We start from the raw sequence: 15,283 nt of genomic DNA on the forward strand, positions 1-15,283 counted from the left end.
AATACAGGAGCTACGTAATGCTGGAAAATACCGACTCACAAAATGCCCAGCAACGCCTCCAAGAAGTTAATAAAGCCCTCGAAAGCGGCATGTTTGTATTAGCCCGCAGCATTCTTGAAAAAATGCCTGCCTGTGACGTTGCCCTGCTCCTTGAATCCTCTCCGCCTGCCAATCGTAAAGTCTTATGGAATTTAACCGATCACGACCAGCAGGGTGAAATACTGGAAGAATTAAACGAAGATGCTAAAGACGGCATTATCAGTTTAATGGGGGCTGCTAACTTAGTAGCAGCCACAGAAGGTATGGATACGGATGACCTTGCTTATATCCTGCGGGGCATCCCGGACAGTCTTTATCAGGCAGTGCTGCAGCAGATGGATGCCCAGGACAGACACCGCGTAGAGCAGGCACTTGCTTACCCGGAAGATACTGCCGGCTCGATAATGAATACCGACACAATCACCCTGCGTCCGGATGTTTCCATTGATGTGGTATTACGTTATCTGCGCCTAAAAGGCGAACTACCGGAAGCGACCGATACCCTTTACGTGGTTGATCAAGATGACCAGTTAATCGGTGATGTGCCTCTTTCTACTCTGCTGACCGTAGATCCCTCTCTTTCTGTCGCACAAGTGATGGACAATAAAACCGAAACTTTACTTGCAGAGATGGATGAAACAGAAATAGCCAAACTGTTCGAACGCCATGACTGGATATCAGCCCCAGTTGTTGACGCTCAAAACCACCTTCTGGGCCGAATTACCATTGATGATGTGGTTGATATTATCCGCGAAAATGCCGAACACTCTATGATGGGTATGGCGGGTATGGATGACGATGAAGATACTTTTGCTCCCATTCTGCCAAGTACAAAACGCCGCACCGTCTGGCTGTCAATTAATTTAATTGCCGCATTTATCGCCGCATCTGTCACTAATATGTTTGAAGCAACATTAGAGCAGATGGCAACGCTGGCTATATTAATGACCATAGTACCCAGCATGGGCGGTATTGCCGGTAATCAGACACTTGCTTTAGTTATCCGCGGGATTGCTGTCGGCCATATAGGCAGCGGCAATACACGCTGGTTAATCGGCAAAGAAGCGGCTGTCGGCATTCTTAATGGTTTGATCTGGGCGTTCTTAGTCGCGACAGCTGTAACCCTGTGGAAAGGTGATATTGCTGTTGGTTTAATCATTGCCGGCGCTATGTTTATCAATCTGTCTGCTGCAGGAATAGCGGGAGTCACTATTCCGCTGATTATGCATAAATACAAAATAGATCCTGCACTGGCCGGCGGCATGGCTTTAACAACGGTAACCGATGTTATCGGTCTGTTTTCTTTCCTAGGCATGGCAACGCTGGTATTAAGCCATTGACCTTAAAGGTCAAACTGCAGTGATACTCACTGCAGTTCAGGAGCTTAACCCTGTATAAACTCTAACCAGGACTCAAGCAGATTTAAAAAGTCTTCCAGACCGCAGCATGCTTCAATCTCCAGGTCATAAAACCCCCAGTCATCCTGCAGCTCACTGTCATCATCATTATTTAACAAACTGTGATTAATGACTTGTGCTTCTTCCTGATTAAGTAAAAGTGAAAACTCACTGCCGACTAACTTAACCTCAGTAATGACTCGCTCCTGCAGCTGCATGACCTGAGCAAGCAGATCTTCTGCCCACTCCTTTGCCTGCCCTTCTTGTTCCAGCCAGGTCGCAAATGCTTCATGTCCCATCGATAACTTAACCGTAGCCGAACCGGTAATAAAATCTTTTCTAAATTCAAATTCCATACTTTCTCTTATACATTAGGATCTATTTATCTTTGCTTTCTGCCCCTGTTGAGTCTAAAACTTTCTCAATCAAGGCGCTAAGTATAATAAACAGCCCTTCAACAAAAAAGGCTCTAACGTTTCCGCTAGAGCCTTTTTTACAGAATAAATAAAACTTTATTCGTTAACAGCTTTTGCCTGTGCAAGAACTTCTAATACGTCCGTTGGTACAAGTTCATAAGCAGCTTGAGGTTTTAAAACAACATTTGATTTGTTGGCAACCATTAACATCTGTTTTAGACGGTTAGCTTCAAATGGTTTCAGTAATAATCCCTGAACGTCTAATAGACTGTTCAGACCAAGCAGCTCGCGCTGCACATCAAAGTGTGAGCTTAAGATGCTGATATCAGCTGACGCAGAGGTCTGACCCGTACGGATACGTTTGATCAGTTCAACACCAGCACTATTTTCAAGTAAAGTATCAACAATAACCAGATCAAAGTCCTGCAGTGCCACAGAACGTTCTGCTTCAATAGTTGTTGCTACGCCTTCAACATAAGCAACTTCTAAGCTTTCAAGCTGCTCAATTAACTCAATACGTTCAGCAGCCAGACCTTCAACCACTAAAACCTTCATACAGTTAATAGCATTCGCAGAAACTTCAGACTGTACCATTGGTGATACTTGATTTTCAGAAATTCCAACACCTTCCATGCGCGCAATGTAACCACGTTTAGGAATTGTAGAAATATTTAAACCATGCAGACTCAGCGTACCGATGCTTTTACGCAGCTGAGAAATATGCTGGTTAATAGTATGGTCAGTAACTAAGCGGCCCCACACATGTTGAGCAAGATCTTCACGAGTTACAACCGTGTTAACATTTTTACATAGGAAATGTAATAGTGATGTACGTAAAGGACCCAGGTAAACCTTACGGCTTCCGTGGATTAAGCTGTTTTGACTTGTATCTATGTGGTATTCACCCACGACTAAACTTTTCTCTAACATAATAGTACCCATTCTATAGATTTACGTTAATAGTAATTTATTATTGCGGGCTGTTTAGACAGCCTCTGTTTTTTATCATCATTAATAATTTTATCAAAATTTGGTGAAAAAACAAACTAAATTGCATTTGTTAATGTTTCTGTCACACTTTTTTGCTTTACAAACTAAATTTATTAACTACCTTCACACAAAAAAACCCCATTCTAAAATAAGAATAGGGTTTTAATTGAAAGACTTACAATCAATTTAAGAAGATAAAGAATTATCCCTCTTTTATTGAAATAATTGTCTCTGCTTTATCAGTATAACTCTTAATTTGATCAAAATTAAGATACCTGTAAGTTTCAGCAGCAACTGCATCTAACGATTTTGCATATTTCATGTATTCGTCTACTGATGGTAATTTACCTTCAATGGCGGCCACAGCGGCTAATTCAGCAGAGCTTAAATATACATTAGCACTGTTGCCTAAGCGGTTCGGGAAATTACGAGTAGAAGTAGAAACGACCGTTGTATTATCACCTACACGTGCCTGGTTACCCATACATAAAGAACAGCCCGGCATTTCGGTACGCGCACCAACTTTACCAAAAATGCTGTAATAACCTTCGTCAGAAAGCTGCGCCGCATCCATTTTAGTCGGCGGAGCTACCCACAAGCGAGTAGGGAGTTGACCTTTGTATTTTTCAAGTAAATTACCCGCAGCTCGGAAGTGGCCGATATTTGTCATACACGAGCCGATAAATACTTCATCTATCTGCTGTCCTGCAACTTCTGACAACAGTTTTACATCGTCGGGATCATTCGGACATGCGACGATCGGCTCTTTTATATCATTTAAGTTTATGTCAATAACCGCAGCATATTCAGCATCTTTATCTGCTTCCATCAGCTGCGGATCAGCAAGCCAGGCTTCCATCTCTTCAATACGGCGGGTAATAGTACGAACATCACCGTACCCTTCCGCGATCATCCATTTAAGCATAACGATATTAGAGTTTAAGTATTCAATAATCGGTTCTTTATCCAGCTTAATAGAACAGCCGGCAGCACTGCGCTCTGCAGATGAATCTGAAAGTTCAAAAGCCTGCTCAACTTTTAGTGTTGAAAGCCCTTCTATCTCCAGTACTCGACCGGAGAAAACATTAATCTTACCCGCTTTCTCAACGGTTAGATGACCGTCTTTTATTGCCTGGTGCGGAATAGCATTAACCAGATCACGCAGTGTAATGCCCGGCTGGATTTCACCTTTAAAGCGAACCAGTACCGATTCCGGCATATCCAGAGGCATAACCCCGGTAGCGGCTGCAAATGCCACTAAACCAGAACCAGCAGGGAAAGAGATACCAATAGGGAAACGCGTATGAGAATCACCGCCGGTACCCACTGTATCAGGCATCAGCATGCGGTTTAACCAGGAGTGGATGACACCGTCACCAGGGCGCAGTGAAACACCGCCGCGGTTCATTATAAAGTCCGGCAGCGTGTGATGCGTGATCACATCAATAGGTTTAGGATAAGCCCCCGTATGACAGAAAGACTGCATAACCAGATCAGCAGAGAAACCTAGGCAGGCTAAATCTTTAAGTTCGTCACGCGTCATTGGACCCGTAGTGTCCTGTGAACCAACAGTAGTCATTTTAGGCTCACAGTACTGACCTGCACGAACCCCGTCCGTAGCGCATGCTTTACCGACCATTTTCTGCGCCAGCGTATAACCTTTTGTTGAGACCTCTGTTTCAACAGGCTGCTCAAATACACTAGAAGCTTCAAGCCCTAGAGATTTACGTGCCCGCTCAGTCAAACCGCGGCCGATAATTAATGGAATACGGCCGCCGGCACGTACTTCATCAAGAATAATATTTGTTTTTAATACAAACTCAGAAACTACCTCACCCGTGGCATTGTTTTTTACCACGCCGTGATGCGGATAGATATCAATAACGTCCCCCGTATTTAACGAGCTGACATCCATTTCGATCGGCAGTGCACCGGAATCTTCCATAGTATTAAAGAAAATAGGTGCGATTTTGTTACCGATACAGACACCGCCGGCACGTTTATTTGGTACAAACGGGATATCATTACCCATAAACCATAAAACAGAGTTGGTTGCTGACTTACGCGATGAACCAGTACCAACAACATCACCAACATAAACTAAAGGATGTCCCTGTGCTTTTAATGCTTCAAGCTGCTTAACCGGACCAACAACACCTTCCTGGTCTGCGTTAATCCCGTCACGAGAAATTTTCAACATTGCCAGTGCGTGCAGCGGAATATCAGGACGGGACCAGGCATCAGGAGCCGGTGACAGGTCATCGGTATTAGTTTCGCCTGTTACTTTAAACACCGTCATAGTTATTTTTTCGGCTACGGCTGGTTTTTCAGTAAACCACTGCGCATCAGCCCATGACTGAATAATCTGCTGTGCAAAAACATTACCTGCTTTAGCTTTTTCTTCAACATCATAAAAAGAATCAAACATTAACAGGGTGTGCGACAGTGCAGTAACGGCCAGCGGTGCAAGCGTTTCATTATCAAGCTGGGTTATCAAAGCTTCGATATTATAACCGCCCTGCATGGTGCCTAACAACTTAACGGCATGCTCTGGATGAACGATTGGTGAGACTACCTCACCGGATGCAACTGCAGATAAAAAACCGGCTTTTACGTAAGCGGCTTCATCAACACCGGGAGGAATACGGTTTTCTAAGAGATCAATCAGGAAGACTTCTTCACCTAATGGTGGATTTTTCAACAGTTCAACGAGTGCGGCAGTCTGCTCTGCATTCAAAGGTTGTGGAACAATGCCCTGTTCGGCACGTTCAGCGACATGTTTACGATAAGCTTCTAGCACAATAGTAACCTCTTGTTTTAGCGAAATTCTTCGCTTTTATTGGAATCGTTATTTTACTTTACTGTTATTTGGCGCAAAGTATATCGCATCATCTGCACAAATAAAACGCATGCCCCGTCAGCCCCTTTATTAAGTTACAAAAATGTTAACACCGTCTGCGCAGCAATAAACAAGCTATGCACTCAATTTCAGATAAAAAAAAAGCAGCTCAATGAGCTGCCTGATAATAGCTGTTAAACCTTATACTACTTACGTTTTACCGCTTTGGCATTAGGCAGGTCAGTAATTGAACCTTCATAAATTTCAGCGGCCAGACCCACAGACTCATGCAGTGTCGGATGCGCATGGATTGTTAATGCAATATCTTCCGCATCACAGCCCATTTCGATCGCCAGACCGATTTCACCTAATAATTCACCTGCATTTGAACCAACTACAGCACCACCGATTACGCGGTCTGTTTCTTTATCAAAGATAAGCTTAGTTAAACCGTCTGAGCAGTCTGAAGCGATTGCACGACCAGAAGCGGCCCAGGGGAACACAGCTTTCTCATAATTAATGCCCTGTTCTTTTGCTTCTTTTTCAGTTAAACCAACCCAGGCCATTTCTGGTTCAGTGTAAGCAATTGAAGGAATCGTTTTCGGATCAAAGTAATGTTTTTTACCGGAAATAACTTCAGCGGCAACATGCCCTTCATGCACACCTTTATGCGCAAGCATAGGCTGACCAACGATATCGCCGATTGCATGAATATGTTCAACGTTAGTATGCATCTGCTTATCAACTTCAATAAAGCCGCGCTCAGTCACAGTAATGCCCGCTTTTTCGGCATCCAGAGAAAGACCGTTTGGTACTCGGCCGACTGCAACTAATACTGCATCGTAAGCTTTTTCTTCTGCAGGCGCATTTTTACCTTCAAATGAAACATAAAGTGCATCTTCTCTAGCATCAACAGCGGTCACTTTTGTTTCCAGCATGATGTTGAATTTGTTCTTCACTTTTTTAGTGTAAATCTGCACGATATCTTTATCGGCAGCCGGCACCAGCTGGTCTGCAAACTCAACAACATCAACATCTGAACCAAGAGATTTATATACAGTCCCCATTTCCAGACCGATAATACCGCCGCCTAAAATAAGCAGACGTTTCGGTACGCAGCGCAGCTCTAGTGCATCAGTTGAATCCCATACGCGGTGATCATCATGAGGAATAAACGGCAGTTTAACCGGACGAGAACCGGCAGCGATAATGGCATTATCAAAGTTTACCGTGGTTTTTTCATCTTCGCCCTGCACAACAATGGTATTAGCGCCGGTAAATTTACCGAAACCGTTTACCACAGTCACTTTACGCATTTTAGCCATGCCTTTCAGGCCGCCGGTCAGCTGCGAAACAACTTTGTCTTTCCAGATACGGATTTTATCAACGTCGGTTGAAGGCTCACCGAATAATACGCCGTGTTCAGAAAGTGCTTTGGCTTCTTCAATCACCTTTGAAACATGCAGCAGTGCTTTTGACGGGATACAGCCGACATTTAAACAAACACCGCCAAGTGTGCTGTACTTTTCGATTAATACTGTTTCCAAACCTAGATCAGCTGCACGGAATGCTGCTGAGTAACCAGCAGGGCCAGAGCCTAATACCACAACTTGTGCTTTAATTTCTTTACTCATTTTGACCTCTATTATTAGCGTTTACGCTAGAAAAACGATTGAAGTTTTTCGAGTCTATTTAATTGTTAAATAAATGCAAAATAAAAGGTCGACAAATGCCGACCTGTTAACATTATTATAAAATTAGTGTACGTAAATCAGATAGGTAGTTATTCACTGCGGTGATGAAACGCGCACCGTCAGCACCATCAATCACACGATGATCGTATGAAAGAGCCAGAGGAACCATTAAGCGTGGTTCGAACTCTTTACCATTCCATAATGGTTTCATTGCTGATTTAGAAACACCTAAAATTGCAACTTCCGGTGCATTTACGATAGGTGTAAACTGCGTGCCGCCGATACCGCCAAGGCTGGAAATCGTCATGCTTCCGCCCTGCATATCTTTAGTTGTTAATTTACCTGCACGGGCTTTCTTAGATATTTCACCGATTTCACGACAGATATCATAAATGCCTTTGTTTAATACGTCTTTAACAACCGGAACAACAAGGCCGTTTGGTGTATCTACCGCAATACCGATATTAAAGTATTTTTTCAGAATTAAACTTTCACCGTCTTCAGATAATGAAGAGTTAAAGTTAGGGTACTGCTGCAGTGCTTTAGCAACAGCTTTCATCATAAATACCAGCGGGCTGATTTTAACACCTAAATCCTGCTTGGCTGCAAGCGCATTCTGCTCTTTACGGAATGCTTCTAAATCCGTGATATCTGCTTCATCAAACTGTGTAACATGCGGAATAGTTACCCAGTTACGGTGCAGAGTCGGACCGGATATTTTCTGAATGCGTGATAGCGGCTTAACTTCGATTTCACCAAATTTAGAGAAATCAACTGCAGGTGAAGCGATTACCTGCAGACCGTTGCCGCCGCCGGTTACCGTAGATGCCGTTGCTTTAGGACGAGATAATTCGTATTTAACAAATGCCTGAACGTCTTCTTTTAAGATACGTTTCTTACGACCGGTACCTGTTACTTTTAACAAATCAACACCAAACTCACGAGATAAACGGCGCACAGAAGGAGAAGCATGAATTGCACCGCCTTTTGTCTGTTCGTTTGATGCAGGATGGTGCGATACAGGCGGTGCTTTCACTGGAGCCGGTGCGGCGGCAGGTGCCGCTTTTGGTGCTTCAACCGGAGCAGCAGGTGCCGGCGCTGAACCTTCACTTACAGTTTCAACGATTAAGATTAATGTGCCTTCAGATACTTTATCACCGGCAGCAACTTTAACTTCTTTAACAATACCCGCAAACGGAGCCGGTACGTCCATTGAAGCTTTATCACCTTCAACGCTGAGAATATCCTGCTCAGCTTCGATGCTGTCACCAACAGAGACTAATACTTCTGTTACTTCAACTTCATCACCGCCGATATCCGGTACGCTGACTTCTTTTAATTCACTAACCGATGCAGCCGCGGCCGGTGCTTCAGCTTTAACTTCAACGGCGACAGCCGCTTCTGCAGCAGGAGCATCAGCTGAGCTTTCGCCGCCTGCTTCAACAATCAGTACAACATTGCCTTCAGAAATGCTGTCACCAACGTTTACTTTGATCTCTTTAACAACACCGGCAACAGATGACGGTACATCCATTGCCGCTTTATCACCTTCAACCGACAGGATATCCTGATCCAGGGCGATAGTATCACCAACAGAAACTAAAATCTCAGTGATATCAGCTGCATCAGCGCCAATATCAGGCAGTAAAAATTCTTTTAATTCAGACATAATAATTTTTCCTAATCAATAAAAACAGTTAAGCCATGTTCAAGGACATGGCTAATACTTTGTTTTATTTACGCTAATAACGGGTTGATTTTGTTCACATCGATATCAAATTTAGCAATTGCTTGTGTTACCACAGAACGCTCAACTTCACCTGATTTAGCCAGTTCATGCAGTGTTGCAACAACAACATAACCTGCATTAACTTCAAAGTGACGACGTAAGTTTTCACGGCTGTCACTGCGCCCGAAACCGTCAGTACCTAATACACGGAATGCACCCGGTACATAAGCACGTACCTGTTCAGCGTATGACTTCATATAATCCGTACACGCAACCGTTAATACATTCTCTTCAAGCTGCTCTGTGATGTAGGCTTTTACCTCTTTCGCTTCCGGGTTAAGCATATTGATACGATCAACAGCCTGGCCGTCACGTGCTAATTCATTGAATGAAGTTGCACTGAATACCGTTGAATCAATACCGTAATCATCGCTAAGAATCTGCGCTGCTTTACGTACTTCAAGCATAATAGTACCCGAGCTAAGCAGCTGTACTTTTGCTTTTCCAGACCCTTTAACTTCGTCCAGTTTGTAGATACCTTTACGGATCCCTTCTTCAACACCTTCCGGCATTTCCGGCTGCACGTAGTTTTCATTCATAACAGTCAGGTAGTAGAAGATATCTTCCTGATCATCATACATACGTTTCATACCGTCCTGCACGATAACTGCTACTTCATAACCGTAAGTAGGATCATAAGTAATACAGTTAGGAATAACACCCGCCTGAATGTGACTGTGGCCGTCTTCATGCTGCAGACCTTCACCGTTCAGTGTTGTACGACCGGCAGTTCCGCCGATCATGAAACCACGTGCACGCTGGTCACCGGCAGCCCAGGCCATATCACCTACACGCTGGAAACCAAACATTGAGTAGTAGATGTAGAAAGGAATCATCGGCATATCATTAGTACTGTATGACGTTGCTGCAGCAACCCAGTCACACATAGCACCCAGCTCATTGATACCTTCCTGCAAAACCTGACCTTTAGTATCTTCACGGTAGTAAGCAACCTGCTCCCTGTCCTGCGGCGTGTATTTCTGACCTTCACGCGAGTAGATACCCACTTGACGGAACAGACCTTCCATACCGAATGTACGTGCTTCATCAGGGATGATAGGTACGATATGTTTACCAATTGCTTTATCTTTAAGCAGTGCAGTTAATACACGAACAAAAGCCATGGTTGTTGAAATTTCACGGCCGTTTGAACCCGCTAGTAATGCTTTAAAAAGGTTTAGTTTTGGAATTTCTAACTCAACAGTCGTCTGCATACGACGTTTCGGCAGAAAACCGCCTAACGCTTCACGACGAGCAGTCATATACTTAACTTCTTCAGACTCAGGTCCCGGATGGTAATAAGGCAGAGACTCAAGATCTTCATCTTTTACCGGAATATTAAAACGGTCGCGGTAATGTTTAATTGAATCTAACGGCATTTTCTTAACACCGTGGGCGATGTTTTTACCTTCACCCGCGTCACCCATGCCGTAACCTTTAACAGTTTTAACAAGAAGTACGCTTGGACGGCCTTTAGTTTCAGCCGCTTTTTTGTAAGCTGCATAAACTTTAAACGGATCATGACCGCCGCGGTTTAAACGGTAAATGTCATCATCTGACATGTTCGCAACCATAGCGGCTGTTTCAGGGTATTTACCAAAGAAATGCTTACGCGTGTAGGCACCGCCTTTCGCTTTAAAGTTCTGGTAATCACCATCAACAGTTTCTTCCATCAGCTGCAGCAGTTTACCTGTTGTATCCTGTGCTAACAGTGCATCCCAGTAACGCCCCCAGACAACTTTAATAACCTCCCAGCCGGCGCCGCGGAATGTACCTTCAAGTTCCTGGATGATTTTACCGTTACCGCGAACAGGGCCGTCAAGACGCTGCAGGTTACAGTTAACAACAAAGACTAAGTTATCCAGTTTTTCACGGGATGCCATACCGATCGCACCTAACGCTTCCGGCTCATCAATCTCACCGTCACCCAGATATGCATAAACTTTCTGCTGTGAACAGTCCTTAATACCACGATCCGTTAAGTACTTAAGGAAGCGTGCCTGATAAAGCGCAGAGATTGGACCCAGGCCCATAGATACTGTCGGGAACTGCCAGTATTCAGGTAATAATTTAGGATGCGGGTATGAAGGGATGCCTTTACCGTCAACCTCCTGACGGAAGTTATTTAACTGCTCTTCACTAATACGCCCTTCAAGGAACGAACGTGAGTAGATACCCGGTGCAATGTGCCCCTGGAAGTAAACTAAATCACCGCCGTCAACATCACTTGGACCACGGAAGAAATGGTTAAATGCAACATCATAAACAGTCGCAGAAGATGCGAAACTTGAGATATGACCACCCAGTTCTAAATCTTTCTTAGAAGCCCGTAATACTGTAACCAGTGCATTCCAGCGGATAATCGAACGGATACGCTGCTCTAATGGCAGATCACCAGGGAAGTGAGGTTCCTGACCCGGAGTAATAGTATTGATGTAAGCCGTTGTTGAGTTAAACGGCAAATGGCCGCCGCTGCGGCGTGTTTTGTCAATTAATTTCTCAAGTAAAAAATGAGCACGATCTGTGCCCTCTTCTTCAATTATCGCTTCAAGCGCTTCAAGCCACTCAGAAGTTTCCTGCGAATCAATATCACTGTTTAAGATGTCAGTCATGACACTTTCCTTATATAGCACTAGGTAATCTCAGCCGTTAAGCTGAGCGTTAAATTTCATAACTATTTAGATTGACCCACTACCTGTGGTTTATGCCGCCCCGGCAATAAGTAATCTAAATAGCTACGCGTTGCAGTTATTTTTTTAAAAGCTAAAAACGCCCTAATTCGCGCTTAAATGAACTCTCTTCACGTAACATAACCAGACGTGTTTCTTCGATATAAATCAGATGTTTTGCCGACGCTTCCTGGGCTTTTCTCGGCTGTTTAGAAAGGATCGCTTCAAGCAGCTGCTGACGATGCTGCTGAATCTTTGCCGCAACTTCCGGATATAAATACAACTGCTTTACATTGTCGGAAATATTTTTTTCCAGCAGAGGTTTAATACCTCGAGCCAAATGTACAAACACCACATTATGCGATGCTTCGATAACAGACTGATAAAACAGTGCAACATTATGAATTTCCAGTTCTAAATCACCGCCCTGTCGGGCTTTTTCAATAGCAGTAAAACTGTTTTTTATGGCGTTTAAATCTTCAGCACTGCCGCGCAGCGCTGCGTAATACGCCGATACACCTTCCAGAGCATGACGAAATTCAAGCAGGTCATATTGAGATTCAGGATGTGTATTTAATAATTCAAACAGGGGAGCTGTTAACTGCTCACGCAGCTCTTCTTTAACATAAGTACCGCCGCCCTGACGACGGGTCAGTAAACCCTTTGATTCTAAACGCTGAATAGCCTCCCGCAGGGAAGGTCGAGAGACATCAAACTGTTTAGCCAGCTCCCGCTCCGGCGGCAGTTTTTCACCTAACTCTAAGGTGCCTTCTAAAATCATGCTTTCAAGACGGTTTTCGATCACATCAGCAAGTTTAGGTTGTTTGATTTTTGCGTAAGACATGATGCCCTTAATAAACAGAAATTCAGCCAAGTAACAAATGGTATTACCAATTTACTTTTCAACATAAAAATTAACAATTAATTTAACGGGTGTCCAGCATTTATTGATCTATATCAACAAATAAGTGAGCGATAGATTTTATTTGCCGTCATCTTATACTTAAATATTTAAAAGGTATGACCAATTTAAAAGAATGTTAATGAAATGTGACTAAGCCGGTATTTTTGAGGAGGTTAACAAACGAAGTTAATTACATAAAAACAGATGGGGTAAAGGCAATGTAGTTAAGCAGTAAACAGCAAAAGGAGTGATAATCAGGTTATGAGAGTATCAGTCTTTATACAGTGCAGATAAACAGAACCTTGCTCTCGGGCTTTAATTTAATTTTCCTATAGATTCAGATATTACACTTTTTTGCCCGCTCTCTTCCTGACTCTCCGCTAAGGGCTTAATATAGTTAGTTCTATCAAGTCTGGTTGAGTCTTCTGCACTATCGGTTTCAGTACAAGGCTTTAACCATTTACGCTCGCCAGACTCAAGCAGCAGTGCTATCTGCTCTACCGGGACAGGTTTGGAATAAAAATACCCCTGAATCAGATCACAGCCGTAACCATGTAGGCAGGCAAGCTGCTGTGCATTTTCTACCCCTTCAGCTACAACCTCTAACCCGAGGTTTTTTGCCAGACTAAGAATAGATTTAACGATGGCAACATCCTGCGCATCCTCTGGAATATGATCTACAAATGACTTATCAATTTTTAATGTGGAAATAGGCAGGTTTTTCAACTGTGATAAAGAGGAGTAACCCGTACCGAAATCATCAATAGACATTTTAATACCCAGTTCAGATAATTTTCTTAATGTTTCCTGACAGTCACCGTCCCGTTTATTCGGCACAAGATGATCTTCGGTGATCTCTATTTCCAGAAGCGCAGCGCTAACCCCCTCTTTATCGAGTACGGCGCAGAGATAATCGGTGAACTCATCACTGTACAGCTGCCTGCCGGAGACATTAACCGCAATAGTCAGCTCTGCACACTGGGTCTGCTGCCAGACGCGCAGCTGACTGACCGCCTGCTGAATCACCCATCTGCCTAGCGGAATAAGCAGGCCGGTTTCTTCTGCAACAGGAATGAACTCACTGGGCAGTATTGCCGGCTTATCACCTCTATCCCAGCGGATCAAAGCCTCAACACCTGTCATATGACCGCTTCCGGGCTCTACTTTGGGCTGATATAAAAGATAAAAGTCTTTATCTTCTAATGCCTTACGCAGGCCGTTTTCTAATGACCAGCGTCTGATAGTACTCTCGGTAAGATCTGCAGAATAAAATGAAAAGTGATGCAGCTCAGCACGTTTGGCCTGATACATAGCCATGTCGGCATTGCGCAGCAGCTCCTCGCCGCTGTCCCCGTTATCCGGATAAAGACTGATGCCGATACTAGCTTCGACATAAAGCATCTTATTTTTCAAGTAAAAAGGCAGTTCAAACAGAGCAACAATACGGCGAATAAAACACAGCGCTTCCTGCACATTTTCAACTGCATCCAGGATAATGGCAAACTCATCACCACCGAGCCGGGCCACCATATCGTAATTGCGAATTTCACGGCGAAATCTGGCGGCCACTTCACGCAGCAGGCAGTCACCTATTTCATGCCCTAATGAATCATTAATATTCTTAAAACGATCCAGATCAATAAATAACAGCGCCACTTTACGTCTTCGCCGTTTAGCGCGCTCCATCGCCCGCTCCAGCTGCTGATGAAACAAAATACGATTAGGCAGATCGGTGAGGGCGTCATGGTGGGCAATATGGATCAGCCGATGCTGCGATCTCTTAAGTTCAGTAACATCTTGTATTACCCCGGAAAGAACGGGGCTGACACTATTACGGCTTTCCAGGCGCCGCCCCTGAAGCTGTACATATATTAGGCTCTTATTAGAAAGCTTTAATCTTACATCAAGATTGAATGCCTCTCCGCTAGTGAATGCCTTAAGAAATATATTCCTTGCAAATAATCGATCCTCCGGATGCATCAGAGCAATCAGATAATCCAGGCCATGCCCGAACAAGGTACCGGGTAAAGAACACATTTCAGCTATCTGCCGGGATAAAAGCAGGCATCCTTCCGTTCCATCCAGTTCCCAATGCCCTAACCGGGCAATATGCTGAGCATGCTCCAGGCGCTTTTCACTTTTCTTTAAAGATTCCAGATAATAACTGGCACGCAGAATATAACGAACATGATGTTCAATTAACGACCAGTTAATCGGTTTAACAATAAAATCTGTCGCACCTAAACGATAAGCTCTATCAATTGATTCTGTGTCATCTGTCCCGGTGATCATGACTACAGGTACATCTTTTCCGTGAAGCGACTCTCTGATCCTTCTACACACCTCAAACCCGTTTAATTCCGGCAGCTGTACATCTAAGAGCACGATATCCGGTAACTGTTCATTAAACAAAGACAGTCCCTGAGAGCCATTTTCTGCTTCAATAATATTATACAGATTATCTGATAATGACCGGCGGATCAGCAGCCGGGTCATTTCATCATCATCCACCACCAAGATCGACTTTCTATTCATAGGGCCTCAAT

General features: G+C 43.8%; 9 protein-coding genes. 1 reads left to right on the forward strand and 8 read right to left on the reverse strand.

Annotation, left to right across the window (positions count from 1 at the left end):
• Positions 1–17 precede the first annotated feature (17 nt).
• Complete coding sequence (gene mgtE / locus G337_RS0112875) at positions 18–1,379, forward strand: magnesium transporter (protein ID WP_028864257.1); 1,362 nt, start codon at positions 18–20, stop codon at positions 1,377–1,379.
• Positions 1,380–1,423: 44 nt separating this feature from the next.
• Here mgtE and G337_RS0112880 read toward each other — a convergent pair whose 3' ends face one another.
• The 8 genes from G337_RS0112880 to G337_RS26210 all read right to left on the reverse strand — a co-directional run bounded on the left by G337_RS0112880 (position 1,424) and on the right by G337_RS26210 (position 15,272).
• The gene (locus G337_RS0112880) at positions 1,424–1,792 is read right to left on the reverse strand and encodes a YacL family protein (RefSeq protein WP_028864258.1); all 369 of its coding nucleotides are present in this window, start codon (positions 1,790–1,792) and stop codon (positions 1,424–1,426) included.
• Between the two features lie 156 nt (positions 1,793–1,948).
• Positions 1,949–2,782, reverse strand: a complete 834-nt coding sequence (locus G337_RS0112885; RefSeq protein ID WP_037027445.1) for a winged helix-turn-helix domain-containing protein — start codon at positions 2,780–2,782, stop codon at positions 1,949–1,951.
• 262 nt (positions 2,783–3,044) lie between these two features.
• Entirely contained in the window at positions 3,045–5,642 is a 2,598-nt protein-coding gene (gene acnB, locus G337_RS0112890; RefSeq protein ID WP_028864260.1) for a bifunctional aconitate hydratase 2/2-methylisocitrate dehydratase, read from the reverse strand.
• Positions 5,643–5,887: 245 nt separating this feature from the next.
• On the reverse strand, positions 5,888–7,315 hold the full coding sequence (gene lpdA, locus G337_RS0112895) for a dihydrolipoyl dehydrogenase (RefSeq protein ID WP_028864261.1): 1,428 nt from the start codon (positions 7,313–7,315) through the stop codon (positions 5,888–5,890).
• A gap of 115 nt (positions 7,316–7,430) precedes the next feature.
• Positions 7,431–9,044, reverse strand: a complete 1,614-nt coding sequence (gene aceF / locus G337_RS26205; RefSeq protein ID WP_051303234.1) for a pyruvate dehydrogenase complex dihydrolipoyllysine-residue acetyltransferase — start codon at positions 9,042–9,044, stop codon at positions 7,431–7,433.
• 68 nt (positions 9,045–9,112) lie between these two features.
• On the reverse strand, positions 9,113–11,776 hold the full coding sequence (gene aceE / locus G337_RS0112905) for a pyruvate dehydrogenase (acetyl-transferring), homodimeric type (protein WP_028864262.1): 2,664 nt from the start codon (positions 11,774–11,776) through the stop codon (positions 9,113–9,115).
• 151 nt (positions 11,777–11,927) lie between these two features.
• Positions 11,928–12,677, reverse strand: coding sequence for a pyruvate dehydrogenase complex transcriptional repressor PdhR (pdhR, locus tag G337_RS0112910; RefSeq protein WP_028864263.1), 750 nt, complete (start codon positions 12,675–12,677; stop codon positions 11,928–11,930).
• 375 nt (positions 12,678–13,052) lie between these two features.
• Positions 13,053–15,272, reverse strand: coding sequence for a two-component system response regulator (locus G337_RS26210; protein WP_084605371.1), 2,220 nt, complete (start codon positions 15,270–15,272; stop codon positions 13,053–13,055).
• Between the last annotated feature and the right edge of the window lie 11 nt (positions 15,273–15,283).

The organism is Psychromonas aquimarina ATCC BAA-1526 (genome assembly GCF_000428725.1).
Classification (GTDB): Bacteria; Pseudomonadota; Gammaproteobacteria; order Enterobacterales; family Psychromonadaceae; genus Psychromonas; species Psychromonas aquimarina.